This is a genomic window from Brevundimonas sp., from assembly GCF_030656255.1.
Taxonomy (GTDB): Bacteria; Pseudomonadota; Alphaproteobacteria; order Caulobacterales; family Caulobacteraceae; genus Brevundimonas.
Map to the genome: position 1 here is coordinate 50448 of NZ_JAUSOE010000104.1, position 17715 is coordinate 68162.

Annotated in this window: 17 protein-coding genes; 6 read left to right on the forward strand and 11 right to left on the reverse strand. The window is 67.6% G+C overall.

The window, feature by feature from the left end:
• Positions 1-47: 47 nt before the first annotated feature.
• On the reverse strand, positions 48-3785 hold the full coding sequence (locus Q7J26_RS10690) for a PAS domain S-box protein (protein ID WP_304936433.1): 3738 nt from the start codon (positions 3783-3785) through the stop codon (positions 48-50).
• 134 nt (positions 3786-3919) lie between these two features.
• Between Q7J26_RS10690 and Q7J26_RS10695 the strand changes: the two genes are divergently transcribed.
• The 4 genes from Q7J26_RS10695 (at position 3920) to Q7J26_RS10710 (ending at position 8100) form a co-directional block, all read left to right on the forward strand.
• Positions 3920-4399, forward strand: a complete 480-nt coding sequence (locus Q7J26_RS10695) for a Dps family protein (protein WP_304936434.1) — start codon at positions 3920-3922, stop codon at positions 4397-4399.
• 101 nt (positions 4400-4500) lie between these two features.
• A complete protein-coding gene (locus Q7J26_RS10700) occupies positions 4501-5598 on the forward strand; it encodes a cell wall hydrolase (RefSeq protein WP_304936435.1) in 1098 nt (365 codons plus the stop codon).
• 87 nt (positions 5599-5685) lie between these two features.
• The gene (locus tag Q7J26_RS10705) at positions 5686-7623 is read left to right on the forward strand and encodes a PAS domain-containing protein (protein ID WP_304936436.1); all 1938 of its coding nucleotides are present in this window, start codon (positions 5686-5688) and stop codon (positions 7621-7623) included.
• A gap of 69 nt (positions 7624-7692) precedes the next feature.
• Positions 7693-8100, forward strand: a complete 408-nt coding sequence (locus tag Q7J26_RS10710) for a response regulator (protein ID WP_304936437.1) — start codon at positions 7693-7695, stop codon at positions 8098-8100.
• A 43-nt stretch (positions 8101-8143) separates the two neighbouring features.
• Here the strand turns inward: Q7J26_RS10710 and trxB are convergent, their stop codons facing one another.
• A complete protein-coding gene (trxB, locus tag Q7J26_RS10715; RefSeq protein ID WP_304936438.1) occupies positions 8144-9151 on the reverse strand; it encodes a thioredoxin-disulfide reductase in 1008 nt (335 codons plus the stop codon).
• 69 nt (positions 9152-9220) lie between these two features.
• On the opposite strand from trxB, the gene Q7J26_RS17130 reads away from it, so the two are divergent.
• Positions 9221-9520, forward strand: coding sequence for a hypothetical protein (locus Q7J26_RS17130; RefSeq protein WP_370651936.1), 300 nt, complete (start codon positions 9221-9223; stop codon positions 9518-9520).
• 150 nt (positions 9521-9670) lie between these two features.
• On the opposite strand, the gene Q7J26_RS10725 is transcribed toward Q7J26_RS17130, so the two are convergent.
• The 6 genes from Q7J26_RS10725 to Q7J26_RS10750 all read right to left on the reverse strand — a co-directional run bounded on the left by Q7J26_RS10725 (position 9671) and on the right by Q7J26_RS10750 (position 12880).
• The gene (locus tag Q7J26_RS10725; protein ID WP_304936439.1) at positions 9671-10657 is read right to left on the reverse strand and encodes a mitochondrial fission ELM1 family protein; all 987 of its coding nucleotides are present in this window, start codon (positions 10655-10657) and stop codon (positions 9671-9673) included.
• On the reverse strand, positions 10654-11076 hold the full coding sequence (locus Q7J26_RS10730) for a VOC family protein (protein WP_304936440.1): 423 nt from the start codon (positions 11074-11076) through the stop codon (positions 10654-10656). Before Q7J26_RS10730 ends, Q7J26_RS10725 begins: the two co-directional genes overlap by 4 nt.
• A gap of 4 nt (positions 11077-11080) precedes the next feature.
• Positions 11081-11554, reverse strand: coding sequence for a transcription elongation factor GreA (gene greA / locus Q7J26_RS10735; RefSeq protein WP_183198187.1), 474 nt, complete (start codon positions 11552-11554; stop codon positions 11081-11083).
• A gap of 146 nt (positions 11555-11700) precedes the next feature.
• Positions 11701-11901 (reverse strand): hypothetical protein, encoded by a 201-nt coding sequence (locus tag Q7J26_RS10740; protein ID WP_183198186.1) that lies wholly within the window; start codon positions 11899-11901, stop codon positions 11701-11703.
• A 53-nt stretch (positions 11902-11954) separates the two neighbouring features.
• On the reverse strand, positions 11955-12620 hold the full coding sequence (locus Q7J26_RS10745) for a glutathione S-transferase family protein (protein WP_304936441.1): 666 nt from the start codon (positions 12618-12620) through the stop codon (positions 11955-11957).
• A gap of 59 nt (positions 12621-12679) precedes the next feature.
• Positions 12680-12880 carry a cysteine protease gene (locus Q7J26_RS10750; protein ID WP_287927746.1) on the reverse strand — a complete coding sequence of 67 codons (201 nt, stop codon included), beginning with the start codon at positions 12878-12880 and terminating at the stop codon, positions 12680-12682.
• A 126-nt stretch (positions 12881-13006) separates the two neighbouring features.
• Between Q7J26_RS10750 and Q7J26_RS10755 the strand changes: the two genes are divergently transcribed.
• Positions 13007-14302 (forward strand): dicarboxylate/amino acid:cation symporter, encoded by a 1296-nt coding sequence (locus Q7J26_RS10755; RefSeq protein ID WP_304936442.1) that lies wholly within the window; start codon positions 13007-13009, stop codon positions 14300-14302.
• Positions 14303-14309: 7 nt separating this feature from the next.
• Here the strand turns inward: Q7J26_RS10755 and Q7J26_RS10760 are convergent, their stop codons facing one another.
• The 3 genes from Q7J26_RS10760 to carB form a co-directional block, all read right to left on the reverse strand.
• Positions 14310-15629: a M20 family metallopeptidase gene (locus tag Q7J26_RS10760; RefSeq protein ID WP_304936443.1), complete on the reverse strand. Its 1320-nt coding sequence runs from the start codon at positions 15627-15629 to the stop codon at positions 14310-14312.
• A 101-nt stretch (positions 15630-15730) separates the two neighbouring features.
• Entirely contained in the window at positions 15731-16174 is a 444-nt protein-coding gene (locus Q7J26_RS10765) for a hypothetical protein (RefSeq protein WP_304936444.1), read from the reverse strand.
• Between the two features lie 23 nt (positions 16175-16197).
• On the reverse strand, positions 16198-17715 hold a 1518-nt coding region (gene carB, locus Q7J26_RS10770; protein ID WP_304936445.1), incomplete at its 5' end, for a carbamoyl-phosphate synthase large subunit.

A 17715-nucleotide genomic window follows, 5' to 3' on the forward strand; every position in this document is an offset into this window, starting at 1 on the left:
GCGTCGCGGGTTTCTGCGGCGCGTTTTTCTTTGCCCGGCGGCCGGGCCTATTCGGCGGGAAGGGCGGCGCGGCCGTCGATGATGCTGCGCAACTGGTCCGTCGAATAGGGTTTGCGCAGGAAGGGCCAGGGGGTGTCGGCCAGAACCTGATCCACGTCGTCGCCGACATAGCCCGAGGTCAGGGCGATGCGCATGTCCGGCCAGTCTCGCGCCGCCTGCCGGGCCAGGTCGACGCCGCTCATGCCGCCCGGCATGACGATGTCGGTCAGCATGATGTCGAAGCGCGCCGCCTGTAAGGCCTTCAGGGCGTCGGGTCCGTTTTCAGCCAGCACGACCTCAAGGCCGAAACTCTCCAGGAGATCCAGAGCGACGGCCGCCACGCTGGCGTCGTCCTCGACCAGAAGCATGCGGCGGCCCGTGGCGAACGGGTCTTCCGCAGCGGCGGGCGCAGCGGCGGGCGTGGCGGTTTCCTGAGCGACCAGGGGCGGCAGGTAGAGGCGGATCTCGGATCCACGCCCGACCGTCGAGGCGATATGGACCCCGCCGCCCGACTGGCGTGCGAAGCCATAGACCTGGCTGAGGCCCAGTCCCGTACCCTTGCCGACGGGCTTGGTCGTGAAGAAGGGTTCGAAGACGCGGTCGATGACCTCGGCCGACATGCCGGATCCGTTGTCCGAGACCGACACGCAGACATAGTCGCCGGGGGCCAGTTCCGCGACCTGACCGGGTTCGACCGCACAGGCCATGGTCTGGACGGTGATCCTCGCCCCCTCGCGGACCTGCGCGTCCGAGGCTGAATCCCTTGAGCCGCCGTCGCGTAGCGGACCGCCGGTGACGTCGCCCAGGGCGTCGCGGGCGTTGACGATCAGATTCAGCAGGGCGGCCTCGAACTGGGCCGGATCCACATTCACGCGGACGCCCCCGCGCTTCAGCTTGACCTTGAAATCGACCGCCTCGCCGACGGCGCGACGCAGCAGGGGCTCGCCCTCGCGGATCAATCCGTTCAGATCGATGGCTTCAGGGCGCAGCGCCTGGCGACGCGAGAAGGCCAGCAACTGATGGGTCAGGCTCTCGCCCCGCCGAGCGGCGGCCAGGGCGGCCTCGCCCAGCTTCTTCTTCTTGGCCGGATCGTCCGAGCGCAGGATGATGTCCAGGGCGCCGATGACGACGGTCAGCAGATTGTTGAAGTCGTGGGCCACGCCCCCGGTCAGGCGGCCCACGGCCTCCATCCGCTGGGCATGCATCAGGTGGGCTTCGGCGGCGGCCTTTTCCGTCAAGGCTTCGGCCACCCGGTCCTCGAGCAGTTCGTTGATGCGTTTCAGGTCGTCCTCGGCCCGTTTGGCGTCGGTGACGTCCAGGCTGGCGCCGACATAGCCCTGGAACACGCCCGAGGCGTCGAAGCGCGGCACGCCCTCGGTGCGGATCCACCGCAGGCCCAGGGTGGGATGATTGACCCGGCTCAGCGCCTCGAACCGGTCACGGGCCTGGAAGGCGCGGGCGAAGGCGGCGTCGAACACGGTCTCGTCGTCGGGGTGGATCAGCCGGCGCCAGGCGTCGGCCAACTGCCGGCTGGAGCGGATGCCGCAGAAGATGCGATAGCGTTTGTTGCCGAAGACGATCAACGGCGTGGCGTCCGTCATCCAGATCAGGGCCGGGGCGCTGTCGGCGACGGTGCGGAAGCGGACTTCCGATTCGGTCAGCCGCGCCTGGGCCTCGCGCATGTCGGTGACGTCGAAGGCGACGCCGACGAAACCGACCACCCCTGGTCCCGTCAGGCGGGGGCGCGAAAAGGACTTGAGCCAGCGCCATTCGCCGTCATGGCGGCGATAGCGGGCCTCCATGGAAAAGGGCTGGCCGGTCGCCTCGCCGTCGGCCGATTCCTGGACAATGCGGGCGACGTCATCGGGATGAAGCGCCGAGCGCCAGTCGGCGGCCCGCGCCGATTCATAGTCGGCGCCGAAGAAGTCGACATAGGCCTGGTTGACGAAGGAGCGCTGGCGATCCTGATCCGTGACCCAGATCAGCACCGGCGCCGTATCGGCGATGGCCCGGAACCTCTGCTCGCTCTCGCGGGTCTGGATCTCGGCGCGGGCGCGCTCGATTTCGGTCCAGGTACGGGCGGCGACCTCTTCCAGAAGGCGCGCCTCGGCCTCGGTCCACCGACGGGGACCAGAGGCGTGGGCGAACAGGAAGGCGCGCAGACGACCCGCGCGGATCAGGGGCGCACGGATCAGGGCGCGAGTCCCGATGGCGTCGAAGGCGTCCGCGGCCTCGGCGGTGCGCGGATCCTCGTAGACGTCGTCGATTTTGACAGTGCGGCCTTGGGCGAGGTCGGCGATCAGGCCTTCGCCAAAGGCCCCGAGGCTCATTTTTTTCCAGACGTCCACGTCTTCGGCGGTCCACTGGCCGGTCACGGAAACAAGGCCGGAATCCGGATCGATCTCGCCATAACCGACACGGTCGGCCGTGATCAGAGCCCTGACCGACGCCTCGACCTCGTTCATGATGAGACAGGGGTCGGACAGGTCGCGCAGCCGGTCGCTGAGGGCCAGAAGGAAAGCCTGCTGCCGTTCTGCGCGGGCGGCGGTTTCCAGCGCCTCACGGTTCTCGGTGGTGTCGAAGGAGATGCCGGCGTAGCCAAGAAAGACGCCGGTCTTGTCGAAGCGCGGCTCCACGGCGACGCGCATCCAGCGCCATTCCCCGTCGTGACGCCGGAACCGAGCCTCGAATCCATAGGGGCGAAGATCAGGCCGGGCGGCGGCCTGGGCGGCCTCGACCTGCGGCTGATCGTCGGGATGGATAGTCTGTTTCCAGCCCTGGCCGCTCAAGGGAGCGGCCGTGCCGCCATAGAAGTCGGTCAGGGCGATATTGGCGAATTCGACCGCCCCTTCGACATCCGTCAGCCAGATGGGCGAGGGGGCCGTGTCCGCCAGAAGACGGAAGCGGATTTCGCTGTCGCGCAGGGCGGCTTCGGCTGCGCGGGCTTCGGTGACGTCGATGTTGACGCCGATCATGCCCATGAAGCGGCCGTCGGCGTTCAGACGAGGCCTGGCCTCGCTGCGCAGGACGCGCCATTCGCCGTCGTGGCGACGATGCCGCCCCTCGACGACATAGGCGACATGGTCGTGATTGGCCTGATCGCAGACGGTCAGCACATGGTCCCGGTCGTCGGGGTGAAGGAAGGCGTCGGCGTCGAAATCACCGAGATCGTCCAGCCCGCCCCAGAACAGTCGCTGGTCGTTGTTCAGATGGATGACATGGCCAGTCTCGTCGGTCATCCAGAGCATGACGGGGGCCAGTTCGCTGACGATCTGCAACCGCCCTTCGGTCTCGTCGATGCGGGCGTTGGACAGGGACAGCGCAGAGACGGTTGCATCCAGCCGCGCCAGAGTCGCCCGCAAAGAGGCGCCCAGCCAGGCGCAGAAAAGGCCGACGACGATGAAGTTGAAGGTGGCCACGGCGCTGAGGCCGGGGGGCATGCGCTGTTCAGAACCGGTGCTGACGATCACCACGGCCCAGCCCCCGATCAGGCCTGCCGCCAGGGCCGTGGCGCCCGAAAGCCGGCCCCCTGCCAGGGCCGCCAGGATGACGCCCGGCAGAAGGATCATGAAGCCGGTGATTTCACCGTAGAAGGCGGCCCCGGCCGCGCGCAGCAACAGGGCGGCGCCGGCCCCGATCACGCCGATGATAATACGGCTCCAGATCGAACCTGGCTTGAGCCGAGCGAGCGCCAGCAGACCGCCGTCGGCGTCCCGAAGTCGCCTGAAGACCGAGCCTGGGTCCATGCTTCGCCCGCTCCCGACGCGTCGTTCTAAAGTGACGCTTGTTCATGCAACGCTCGCTCGCGCTTCGCGTTCCTGACAGCCATATTCGACCGGACCTACTCCGGCGTAAAGTTAATCCACCCATGGAGCGCAACATGACTGACACGATCGACACCGGCCTGTCCCAGACCGAACGGGGCGACGTCGCCGAACAGCTGACGCGCGTCCTGGCGGACGCCTACGCCGTCTATCTGAAGACCCACGGCTATCACTGGAACGTGCGGGGGCCGGAATTCTTCGCCCTGCACAATCTGTTGGAGCAACAGTATCGCGATCAGTGGGAGGCGCTGGACGACATCGCCGAACGTATTCGGGCCTTGGGCGAGTTCGCGCCCCAGGGCTATGGCACCTTCGCCAACCTGACCAGCATCCGTGACGGGGATCCCCAGAAGGACGCGCCCGAAATGTTGCGCGAACTGATGCGCGACCACGAGACCCTGATCGCCACCATGCGGGCGGCCCTGGACGTGGCTGACGGCGACGGGGACGACGTGACCGTCGATCTGCTGACCCAGCGCCTGGGCTCGCACGAGAAGTTCGCCTGGATGTTGCGCTCCACGCTCGGCGGCCGATAACATCGGTCTGCGGGCGCCCGAAAACCGCCCCGAAGTCCGCGCATAGGGCTGATGACGACGACGCTCCGGCTCACGGAGCGTCGTCTCGTTTCTGGATTTGAATGACACTGGTCCACTGGAAGACGATCTGGACGGCGCTGAGGCGCTCGGCGGCGGCTCTGCCCGCGGCCGGCGCCGTGCTGGGCGTCGCCATGGCGGCCGGGTCCAGCGTGCGTCCCGACGCCGACCGCACGGCAGAGGCCGTGGCCCGGATCACCGGCGGCGATATGAGCGCTCAGGGGCTGGACGCCGTGAAAGGGCGTCTGACGCCGTCGCAGCTGGCCGTGGCCCAGCGTCATGATCCCAGTCTTCTGCAGCCGGCGGCCTATTCCACAGACGGGGCGATCCTGGCGACCGCCGCCCTGCGTCCCGCCCAGTCCTTTGTCTTCAAGGGCAGCGCCGAAGATCGGCGTCGCGCCCTGCGGTGCCTGACCCAGGCCGTCTATTTCGAAGCGGCGCTGGAGCCGGACGCCGGTCAGGCCGGCGTGGCTCAGGTGGTGTTGAACCGGGTGCGCGATCCCAACTACGCCAACACCGTATGCGGCGTGGTGTTCGAAGGCGCCGAGCGGACCACGGGTTGCCAGTTCAGTTTCACCTGCGACGGCTCCCTGTCCCAGACGCCGGTCGCCTGGGCCTGGGAGCGGGCGCGCAAGGTGGCGGAGAGGGCGCTGAACGGCGCGGTCGCCCAGCAGGTCGGGACGGCCACCCATTATCATGCCGACTATGTGAACCCCTGGTGGGCGCCGTCGGTGGCCCGGGTCAACAAGATCGGCCTGCACGTCTTCTATCGCTGGAAGGGTCTCTACGGCGAAACCGCCGCCTTCCGCACCGTCTACAAGGGTCATGAGCCGTTGATCGACGAGGCGCGGTTCTCGCGGCCGCGGCCGGGCGTTCAGCCCGGTCAGGCGACCGGCGGCGCCGATCCCGACAGTGTGGCTGGGCCCGACGGGGAGGCGCCGATCAAGACGGTCGAAATCGACGGCCAGCAGCGTGTCGTCGGCGTCGTCAGCCTGGGCGGCCGTCGTCTGCCGACCCAGGAGGAAGTCGTCGCCATAAACGCCCGGCTGCGCGCGCTGGAACAGCCGGCTGCGGTCGTTACGGTCGCGCCGGAAGGCGTTGCGGACATGCCTGTCGAAGAAGTCGGCCGACCGGCATCCTGAAATTAGCCGACCTGCGCATTGCAACGCTTCGCGGGATTAGGGCGTTGATATATTGACCGGAACACCCGGCCCAGCGAGGACGCCTGCTTGACCCACGCCGATAAAGACAGTCCGCGGTGGGACGAGTCCAAGCGTCTGGCGACCCTTAGAGACTACGGGGTTCTGGATACCGACCGAGAGGCCGCCTTCGACGACATCGTCGCTCTGATCGCGCGCATCTGCGAGGCGCCCATCGCCGTGGTCAATCTGATCGACGCCGACCGCCAGTGGTTCAAGGCCGAGACGGGGCTGGGCGTGCGCGAGACGCCCCTGGCCACCTCCTTCTGCGCCCATGCGCTGTTGCAGGCGGATGGGATGGTGGTGTGCGACGCGTCCCTGGATCCGCGCTTCGCCGCCAATCCCCTGGTGACGGGCGAACCCCATTTGCGCTTCTACGCCGGGCGACTGCTGAAGACGCAGGACGGCCTGCCGCTGGGCACCCTGTGCGTGCTCGACACCAAGGCCCGTCCCCAGGGGTTGACCGATCTGCAGGAGATGGCGCTGCAGACCCTGGCCGACCAAGTCATGTCCCAGCTGGAGCTCCGCCGCGTCCTGCGCCAGCGCGAGGAAAGCGAGGACACCACCCGTCGGGCGTTGCAGGCGTCGAACTATGTCGGCGCATGGGATTGGGACATCGTGGCGGACCGGGTGGTCGCCGACGAACGGTTTGCGGCCATGTACGGCGTCGATCCCGCCGTGGCCCGCACGGGCGCGCCGATCGCCGACTTCACTCGATCCGTGGATCCCCAGGACGAGGCGCGGGTCCACGCCGAGATTCAGGCCGCCATGTCCGGGGAGGGCCGTTTCCACAGCGAGTACCGGGTCCGTAACGCCCAGGACCAGGTGCGCTGGATCGTGGCCCGCGGCCAGGTCTATTTCGATCAGGACGGCGCGCCCATGCGTTTTCCGGGCGTCGTCGTCGACATCACCGACCGGAAACAGGCGGACGCCGAGCTGGAAGCCGTCGCCGCTCGGCTCAGCGCCAGCGAGGCCCAGTTTCGGGTTTTGGCCGACGCCATGCCCCAGATGGTGTGGTCGACCCGGCCGGACGGTTTCCACGACTATTACAATGCGCGCTGGTACGAGTTCACCGGCGTGCCCGCCGGATCGACCGACGGCGAGGGCTGGAACGACATGTTCCACCCCGAGGACCAGCCGAAAGCCATGGACCGCTGGCGGCGTTGCCTGGCGTCCGGCGAGCCTTATGAGATCGAATACCGACTGAAACACCATTCCGGCGTCTATCGCTGGACCCTGGGACGGGCGGTGGCTGTGCGGAACCCGGACGGCGAGATCACCCGCTGGTTCGGCACCTGCACCGACATCGATGAACTGAAGCGGTTGGAGCAGGGCCGCGAACTGATCAGCCAGGAGCTGAGCCACCGGATCAAGAACATCTTCGCCGTCATCACGGCCCTGGTGGCCCTGTCGGCGCGGCAGTATCCGGAGGCGCGGGCGTTCGCCGCGTCCTTGCGGACGCGGATCGCGGCCTTGGCGCGCGCCCACGAGTTCGTGCGGCCGCACACCGAGACGTCGCAGCCGACAGTCGGCGCCAATACGCTGCACGCCTTCCTCTCGGACCTGTTCCAGGCCTATGCCGATGACGCGGGCGTGGCCCGGGTCAATATCGCCGGCGAGGACGCGGTCTTCGACGATCAGGCGGCGACCTCGGTGGCCCTGCTGTTTCATGAGCTGGCGACCAACGCCGCCAAATACGGAGGCCTGTCCCGGGTCGGCGGACGGGTCGATCTGGCGACGCGGCGGGAAGAGGACCGGTTCATCCTGACCTGGACCGAGACCGGCGGCCCTCCGGTGACCGAGCCGCCGACGAGAACGGGCTTCGGATCGTCTCTGGCCGCCCTGTCCGTCGAAGGTCAGCTGGGCGGGCGGCTGGTTCGGGAATGGCGTCCCGAAGGCCTTCGAATTGTGGTGGATTTGCCATCCACGGCGCTTTCCCGTCGCCGGGCGGCCGAAAAGGCGCATTAGATCGCTTCGACCTGAAACCGATCCCTTCGGTCTGCGTTCTGTCCGTTCCCGCACACAAGTTCAGTACCCATGACCGCGCGTATCCTCATCATCGAAGACGAAGCCCTGGTCGCGATGGAACTGCGCTTCGTCCTGGAGGATCTGGGTCATGAGGTCGTCGGGGTGGCCGCGACGGCGAAGGTCGCGCGCGACATGGCGCGAGAGATCGATGTGGATCTGGCCCTGGTCGATATTCACCTGTCCGACGGCCCTACCGGCATCGGCCTGGGGCGAGAACTGGGTCAGGACATGGGGGTGACCGTCCTGTTCATGACGGCCAATCCTGGCATGGTGCGCGGCGGCGTGGCCGGCGCCATCGGAGTCCTGTCCAAGCCGACCGACGAGCGATGCGTGCAGACGGCGGTCGATTACGCCCTTCGCTGCAGACACGGCGAGCCGGTGCAATATGCGCCGCCCGGCCTGCAACTGTTCGCCTGACGTCTTTCCGGCCCTGAGCTTCAGACGGCCGGGCGTAAGACCTTCACCAGACCCCGATCTTTTCCGCTTCCTTGTGGCTGATCGGGTTGTGGGCCTTGGCGTGGTCCTCTTCGGCCAGGAAGCGGCTGACCTCCAGCGCGGCCATACAGCCCATGCCCGCAGCGGTGACGGCCTGGCGATAGACGTCATCGGTGACGTCGCCCGCGGCCCAGACGCCTTCGATGGCGGTGGCGGCCGTGCCCGGCTTGACCCGCAGATAGCCGCCCGAGTTGGTCTCCAGCTGGCCCTTGAACAGTTCCGACGACGGGGCGTGGCCGATGGCGATGAAGACGCCGTCCGCCGGGATCTCCTGAGTCGATCCGTCCTGGACGTTCTTGAGCCGGACGCCGGTGACGTTCTTGGCCATGCCGTCGACGACGCCGACGATTTCCTCGATCGCCGAGTTCCAGATCACCTCGACCTTGGGATGGGCGAACAGGCGGTCCTGCAGGATCTTCTCGGCGCGGAACTCGTCGCGGCGGTGGACGACCGTGACCTTGGCGGCGAAATTGGTCAGGAACAGCGCCTCTTCCACGGCGGTGTTGCCGCCGCCGACGACCACGACAGTCTTGCCGCGATAGAAGAAGCCATCGCAGGTGGCGCAGGCGGAGACGCCGAAGCCCTGATAGGCGGCCTCCGACTCCAGGCCCAGCCATTTGGCCTGGGCGCCGGTGGAGATGATGATGGTCTCGGCCAGGATTTCGTCGCCGCCGTCCAGCTTCAGCCGGAACGGGCGCTGCGACAGGTCGGCGGAGACGACGATGTCGTGAATGACCTCGGTTCCCACGTGCAGGGCCTGGGCCTGCATCTGTTCCATCAGCCAGGGCCCCTGGATGGTGTCGGCGAAGCCGGGATAGTTCTCGACATCGGTGGTGATGGTCAGCTGACCGCCGGGCTGGATGCCGGCGATGACGACGGGGTTCAGCGAGGCGCGGGCGGCGTAGATGGCGGCGGTCCAGCCGGCGGGGCCGGAACCGATGATGGCGACGCGGACGGTACGAGCTTGGGTCATGGCCACTATTTAGGGGCTGATTCCCGTTTGCGCGATGTTAGTCTCGCCTGACGAGAAGGGGAGATGGGGATGAGCGACAATAAGGCGGCCAATTTGTCGATCGGCATAGGCGTGGGGATAGCGATCGGGGTGGCTTTGGGCGTGGCCATGGACAATCTGGCCCTCGGCATCGCTCTGGGTGTCGCCATCGGCGCTGGACTGGGCGCTGCCTCCAGCGCGAAAGCCAAACCCAAGAAGGGCGACGGTTCGGACGGCGGCGGGGCGGTGATCCCAGCAGGAGATACGCATCGTCACGACCCTGACGGGGGTTCCGACGGAGGCGGGGATGGCGGTGGAGACGGCGGAGGCGGGGGCGGGGGCGGCGACTGACGAGCCCTGTTCCGCTCATCCCGGCGAAAGCCGGGACCCAGTTCTTTCGCTCGGCAGTGCGCTGGAACAACAGCGGCGGGCCCTCGCTATATCTAAACGCCCAAAGCCCTGGGTCCCGGCTTTCGCCGGGATGAGCGGAGTGTAGAGACGTTATCGCGTCCGCATCGCCTCAAGCACCGCTCGCGCCGCGCGCTCGGTTTCGGCCAGGGGTTCGTAGGTCCAGCCGTCCAGGGCGCCGTTGAAGGGGCGGGTGGCGCCGCTTTCGGCCAGATCGTCATGCAGCCGGGCGAACTTGTCGCCGGACTTCAGCGCGATCATGGGCAGGATATGGACGGGACGGCCGGTCGAGGCGGCCTCGGCGGCCATGTTGGCGCTGTCCTCGGTGACCAGGATGTGGTCGGCGAAATGCAGGAAGCCGAACATCGGGTTTTCGCCAGCGCCATCCCAGATCCAGCCGGGCAGGTCCGACAGCCGCGCCGTCATCACGGCCTTGGCGGCCTCTGGCGTGCGGCGTGAGAAGGTCAGCATCAGCGATCCCCCGGACGCGCGGACGGCGTCCGCGATCTGGTCGGCCAGGTCCGCCGCATGGGCTTCGGTCAGGTCGAAGGCCTTGGACTTGCCGCCGATCAGCACGGCGACCCGGGGGTGGGGCAGGGGGGCGATCCGGTCGGCGAAGGCCGGGGCGGCCTGGGCGATCCGGTCGGGCGTGATGCGGTGGGGCGAGCCGGTGATCTCGAAGACATTGTCGCCCGACAGGCCGTCGTGGGCGGGGGCGACGACCATGTCGTAACGTTCCGTCGCCCAGCGCGGGTCCTGGGTCTGGACCACGAAGGTGCGGTTCTGGCTCCAGGCCTTGACGCGGGTCGAGAGCGGCAGGGTGGCGCGGCCGGTGGCGATCCACAGATCGGGCCAGGGCGCGGTCAGCGGGTCGGACGTCGGCGCCAGCATGGCCGGGGTCTTGAAGGCCGATGGCAGGCGGTCGAACAGGGGACGCCAGCGGATGTGTTTGACGGCAATCTCGGCCGGGGTCAGGCGTTCAACCGCCTCGGCCAGGCCCAGGGCCTGGTTCTCGATGCCTGCGCGGCCGTCCGAGACGACCCAGATGGTCAGGACGTGGGAAGACGAGGGGGCGGTCACGCGTCGATCGACGCCGGCCTGACCCATGTCATGGCCTCGAGCTTGTTTCCGTCAGGGTCGCGCAGGAAGGCGGCATAGTAGCCTGGCGCATAGTCGGGCCGGAAGCCGGGGGCGCCGTCATCGCGGCCGCCCGCCGCCAGACCCTGGGCGTGGAAACGATCAACGGCGCCCCGATCGGATGCGGCGAAACAGACATGCACGCCATTGCCGGCCGAGCATGGCTGGCGATCATGGGGGATGGAGGCCCAGAACTCGGGAAAAGCGCGGCCATAGGCCACGCCCATGACATGCTCCATGACCCTGCTGATCCCCAGTGCGCCGAGCGCGGCGTCATAGAAGGCGCCCGCCTTCTCAAGGTCGGAGACGCCCACAGAAACATGCGACACCAGAGGCGGGCGTGTTTCTGCGGCGTCGGTCACGATCTTACTTCCACTCGACCTTGAGGATCTCGTAGGCCTTGACGCCGCCGGGGGTGTTGACCTCGACCACGTCGCCGACTTCCTTGGAAATCATGGCGCGGGCGATGGGCGAGGCGATCGAGACCTTGCCCTTCTTCACGTCGGCTTCGTGTTCGCCGACGATCTGATAACGGGCCTCATCCTCGGTGTCCTCGTCGACCACGGTGACCGTGGCGCCGAACTTGACCTGGCTGCCCGACAGTTTCGACACGTCGATGACCTGGGCGCGGCTGATCTTGTCCTCGATCTCGGCGATCTGGCCTTCGATCCAACCCTGACGCTCCTTAGCGGCATGGTATTCAGCGTTTTCGGACAGGTCGCCATGCTCGCGGGCCTCAGAGATGGCCGCAATGACGCTCGGCCTTTCGACCGATTTCAATTGCTTCAGTTGATCGTCGAGGGCGCGATAGCCCTCGGCCGTCATCGGCACTTTTTCCATTGGTGTCGTGATTTTTCTGGTTCGCCCGGAGACTGGAAAGACGCGGAGTAGGCACACAAAAGGCCGCGGGGCGGGCGCGGCCGGGCATCAATATTAGGGTTTCTCGTTCAGGAATTCAAGAGCGAGCCCCGTTATCGATGGAGGCGTCAGGCGCGGGCGGGCGGTTCGGACTTGTTGTCGCGGCGCAGGACGCCCTTGATCAGGCTGTAGGCCAGCCAGGCGACGGCGGCGAGACCGGCCAGCATGAAGAGGCCGGACACAAGGGCGGCGCCGGCGGCCATGAAGGCCAGGACGAAGGCTACCGCCGCCGTCAGGCCCGCTACGATCTGGATGGTTCGAAACTGCATGAACCCTTAACGTCCGGGACGGCGTGAGGTTGCGTCCGACGCCCCTGTTCGCCTCAGGCGTAGCTGTAGGCCCCGCCCCGTTCCAGCGCGCGGCGGTAGGCCGGACGGGCGTGGATCTTGTCGAGGAAGGCCTTCAGCCGGGGCTTGGTCGCGGCGTCGAAGGCCCGGTCGGCGCCGGCCTCGACGGGGAAACTCATCATGATGTCGGCGGCGGTGAACTGGTCGCCGGCGAACCATTCGGACCGACCCAGTTCGTCCTCCCAGAAGCCCACATGGGTGCGAAGCTGGGGATCGACGAAACTGGTCAGGGCCTTGGTCGCGATGCTGTTGACCAGAGGCTTCAGCAGAGCGGGCGCCCGACGGGGCAACATGCCGAAGACCAGTTTCAGCAGCAGGGGCGGCATGGCCGACCCCTCGGCGTAATGGAGCCAATAGGTGAAACGTCGGCCGTCCTCGGTCCCGGCGGCCGGGCGCAGACGGCCCGCGCCATAGGTCTCCAGCAGATATTCGACCACGGCGCCGGTTTCGGCGACCTTGACCCCGCCGTCCTCGATCACGGGGGACTTGCCCAGCGGGTGAATGGCCAGCAATTCGGGCGGCGCCAGGCGGCTGGACGCGTCGCGTTCGTAACGGATCACCTCATAGTCCAGCCCCAGTTCTTCCAGCAGCCACAGCACGCGCTGAGAGCGGCTGTCGTTCAGGTGGTGGACTTTGATCATGGGGGAACTCCGTTCGAACGGCGACGACTATTCCCCGCCGCCGTCGGGGAAGTCCAGACCTATCGCGGGGTGCGGCCGCTCCAGCGGGTGCGGGGTTGCGGGCGCGCCTTGGGGGCTGCGCCTTCGCGGCGATTTCGCCAGACCTCATAGGCCAGGGTGGCGAGGGCCAGCTTGCCGGCGTGCCGGCCGGCGACGCGGCGGCCGCCCCTGGACAGCAGCAGGCCGCCGAGCAGTGGGACGAGTTTGTGCAGACGGGACATGGGTCTGTCCTTCGTCGGCTCAACGCGTCGGCGGGCGGTGCGTTTCGACCTGCGACGACATGAACTGAAGGCCGGTCACAGAAGGTTTGGCGCGCGCGACGACGAAAGCGATGCTAGCCGTGCGTCATGAACAGATCTCGCGTCGCCGCCTTCTTCACCTCCCTGAGCTTTTTCGTCATTGCGGCCCTGGTCGCCGGCGTCGTGGTCGGCGCCCTGGCCCAGGAGACCGACGCCCCCTGGCTGACCGGAACATTGGGCGTGGTCGAGAGCCTGGGCCAGGTGTGGCTGAACGCCCTGCGGATGACGGTCATTCCCCTGGTGTTCAGCCTGCTGGTGACGGGCATCGTCTCCATCGCCGACGCCGCCTCCACAGGGCGGATCGCCGTGCGGGCGTTGATGGTGTTCGGCGTGCTGCTGGTCGGGGCGACGGTCTATGCGATCCTGGCGGGTCTGGGGCTGCTGGCCCTGTGGCCGATCGATCCGGAGGCGGGGCGGGCCCTGCTGGCCGGGGTTCCGGCGGACTCGCTGGCGACCGTGGGCGAGGCGGCGCGGACCGACGGGCTGCGGGCCTTCCTGGCCAGTCTGGCGCCGGCCAATCTGATCAAGGCGGCGGCCGACGACGGGGTGCTGGCCGTGGTGGTCTTCGCCCTGGCCTTCGGCTTCGCCGCGACCCGGATCAAGGCTGAGCTGCGCCGGCCCCTAGCCGGCTTCTTCGAGGCGGTGGCCGAGACCCTGGTGGTGATCGTCCACTGGGTGCTGCTGGCCGCGCCGTTCGGGGTCTTCGCCCTGGCGCTGGGCGTGGGGCTGCGGGCCGGTCTGGGGGTGGCGGGCACCCTGGCCCATTATGTCGCCATCGTCTGTCTGAGCCAGATCGGCCTGATCCTGATCATCTATCTAGTGGCTGTGGTCTGGGGGCGGATCTCGCTGGGGCGGTTCGCGCGCGCCGTGGCCCCGGCCCAGGTGGTGGCGGTCTCGACCCAGTCGTCGCTGGCCAGCCTGCCGGTGATGATCGAGCGGGCGCGCGACTGGCTGGGCGTGCCCCAGACCACGGCGGGTCTGGTCCTGCCGCTGGCGGTGGCGGTGTTCCGGATCACCAGCCCGGTCGCCAATCTGGCGGTCTGTCTGTATGTCGCCCAGCTGAACGGGGTGGAGCTGAGCCTGGCCGCCCTGATCGCGGGCGGACTGACGGCCATCGCCGTGTCCATCGCCTCGGTCGGCCTGCCGGGCCAGGTCAGCTTCTTCGCCGCCGTCGGCCCCATCTGTCTGGCCATGGGCCTGCCGCTGGGGGTCCTGCCCCTGCTGCTGGCGGTCGAGGTCATCCCCGACATCTTCCGCACCGTCGGCAATGTGACCGGCGATCTGGCGGCGACGCGGATCGTGGCGGGCGAGGACGGAGAAGAAGAGGCGGCCGAGGCCGCCTAGTTCGCCTCTAGTTCGTGCGGGGCATCAGGCCTTCCGCCGCCGCGACCGAGGCCTCGACGCCCAGGGTCACAGCCGGTTCGGGGGTGATCTTGAACAGGGGTGAATGGTGGCCGGCGGCGTTCTCAAGCTCGGCTTCCGGCGTGCCGCCGACGCTGAAATAGACGCCCTTCACCCCGGTCTCGGGCTGGACGAAATAGGCGAAGTCCTCGGCCCCCATGCCGCCGCGCGGCGTGTCGCGCAGCACGTCGGGTCCGAAGGTCGCTGCGAAGATGTCGCGCACCCGCTGGGCGGTCTCGCGATCATTGATGGTCGCCGGCGTGGTCTCGGTCGCCGAACGGGTGACGACGGGCAGCCGGTCCTCGGGCACGTTCAGGGTCAGGGCCGTGTTGCGGGCCACCCGGTCGATCCCGTCCAGCAGGGTCGTGCGAACCTCGGGGCTGTCGGCGCGGACGGTCAGTTGCAGATCGACCTGTTCAGGAATGATGTTGTGCTTGATGCCGCCGTGGATCGAACCGACGGTGACCACCGCCCCCTCCAGCGGATTGACCTCGCGGCTACGCAGGGTCTGGAGCGAGACCACGATCTGGGACGCGACCAGCACCGGATCGACCCCCATGTGCGGATAGGCGCCGTGTGTGCCCACGCCGCGCACCGCGATGTCGACGCTGTCCGAACTGGACGAGGTGATGTCGAGCGGGGCCTCGATCTTGCCGGTCGGGGTGTCGGCCGAAACATGGAAGGCCAGGGCGTAGTCCGGCTTGGGGAAGCGGGAATAGAGGCCATCCTGCATCATGGCGCGGGCGCCGAAGATCCGCTCCTCCGCCGGTTGGCCGATCAGGACCAGGGTCCCGGACCAGTTGGCCTTGCGCGCCGCCATCTGGCGGGCTGTGCCGACCAGGGCGGTGATGTGCACGTCATGGCCGCAGGCGTGCATGACCGGCTTTTCGACCCCGTCGGCGTCCAGCTGGCGCGCCGTCGAGGCGTTGGCCAGGCCCGAGCGTTCCTGCAACGGCAGGCCGTCCATGTCGGCGCGGATCATGACGGTGGGGCCGGCGCCGTTCTTCAACACGGCGACCACGCCCGTGCCGCCGACGCCGGTCGTGACCTGATAGCCGAGCGCCGTCAGCTCGCGCGCCAGCCGGGCCGAGGTCTGGACCTCTTGCCCCGACAGTTCGGGATTGCGGTGGAACCAGTCGAACAGGGTCGCGAGATTGGCGTCATAATCCGCCTTCACCGCCGCCTTCAGACCGACGTCCTGCGCCAGGGCGGGCGTCCCGGCTGCCAGAGCCAAGACCATCGCCGCCGTCGTCAGCATCGCGCGTTTCATGTGTCGATCCCCTGTTCCCTGGGGCGACCTTAGCGGTTGGGGGGCGGCGATGTCACCGCCGATCTGGCCGCGACGCGGATCGTGCGGAGGGGATGACGAAGTTAGTTGAATAGAGCTTGCGTGACGTCGGTGATGTAGATCGTCGTGGGCATCCATCCAGAAGGTCGGCGATACAGGGTCAGCAGCATGATGACCGGGCCGTTGTTAGTGTCCACCTGGTAGGTCGTCTGGCATAAATTCGGGCTGATGCAATCGGACTTCACCAGGCTCCAGTGCGTTATCGAGCCGTAGGTCTGAAAAATGAAATTGGTCTGGGCGACGAGATTTTGAATCTCCATCGTCTTGGTCGCCATCAGTGTGCCGTCGAACAGGTCGGCGTAGGCCTTGGCGGAGTCGCCCGCCTTCAAGGTTTGGAAAAACCCATCGACCATCGGCCGAGACTCGGCCACCGCCTCGTTGGACATCGGCCGAACATCATCGTTCCAAGCAATGGCGGGCGAGGCCGCCGTCGCCAAGGCCGCCGCCGCTAAAATCGCTTTCAACATGGTTCAATCCCCCTCGCTAGAATTCAGCCGTAATCCTGGATCGGTCGGACATCCAGGTCGCCGGCCTTGATGGCGCCGATGGCCTGGGCGGCGGCCAGGGCGCCGGCGGTGGTGGTGTAGTAGGGGATCTTCATCATCAGGGCGGTGCGACGCAGGCTGAAGCTGTCCTGCAGCGACTGCTTGCCCGAGGTGGTGTTGAAGACCAGGTGGACCTCGCCGTTCTTCATGGCGTCCACGATGTGGGGGCGGCCTTCCAGAACCTTCTTGACCAGGCCGACCTCGATGCCCTGGGTCGCCAGATAGTCGCGGGTGCCGCTGGTGGCGATGATGGAGAAGCCTTCGGACAGCAGGGTCTGGACCGCCTCGACGATGAAGGGCTTGTCGTCCTCCTTGACCGAGACGAAGGCGCAGCCCGAGGTCGGCAGGGTGGTGCCGCCGCCGATCTGGGACTTGGCGAAGGCGCGGGCGAAGGCGGGGGCCATGTCGGCCTCGCCCTCACGCTTCCAGTCCAGGCCCATGACCTCGCCGGTCGAGCGCATTTCCGGGCCCAGGATGGTGTCCACCCCGGCGAAGCGGGCGAAGGGGAAGACGGCTTCCTTGACCGCGATATGGTCGTAGGGCTTGTCGGTCAGGCCGAAGGATTTCAGCGGCACCCCGGCCATGACCTTGGCGGCGATGGCGGCGATCGGCTGGCCGATGGTCTTGGCCACGAAGGGCGCCGTGCGGGACGCGCGCGGGTTGACCTCCAGCACGAAGATGCGCGGGTTCTCGCTGTGCGGTTCTTCGATGGCGAACTGCACGTTCATCAGACCGCGCACCTTCAGGGCCTTGGCCATTTCGGTGGTCTGGCGCTTCAGCTCGGCCACCGTCTCGGCCGACAGGGACCAGGGCGGCATGGAGCAGGCGCTGTCGCCCGAGTGGACGCCGGCTTCCTCGATATGCTCCAGCACCCCGGCGACGAAGACCGTCTCGTCGTCGCACAGGGCGTCCACGTCCACCTCGGTGGCGCGGTTCAGATAGTGGTCGATCAGGACGGGGTCGGAGCCCGAGACGCGCATGGCCTCGTGGACGTAGCGGTCCAGCTGCTCGCGGTCGTGGACGATCATCATGCCGCGGCCGCCCAGGACGTAGGAGGGGCGCAGCTCGACGGGATAGCCGACCTCTTCGGCCTTTTGCGCGGCCTCCTCGGCGCTGCGGGCCAGGCCGTTGGGCGGTTGTTTCAGGCCGATGGCCTCCAGCATCTGCTGGAAGCGCTCGCGGTCCTCGGCCAGGTCGATGGAGTAGACGCTGGTGCCCAGGACGGGGATATTGTCCTCTTGCAGGGCGTGGGCCAGCTTCAGCGGGGTCTGGCCGCCGAACTGGACGACGCAGCCGATCAGGTCGCCGTTGGAGCGCTCGACCTCGATCAGCTCCAGCACGTCCTCGGCCGTCAGCGGCTCGAAATACAGGCGGTCGGAGGTGTCGTAGTCGGTCGAGACGGTCTCGGGGTTGCAGTTGACCATGATCGACTCGACGCCGATGTCGTCGAAGGCGAAGGCCGC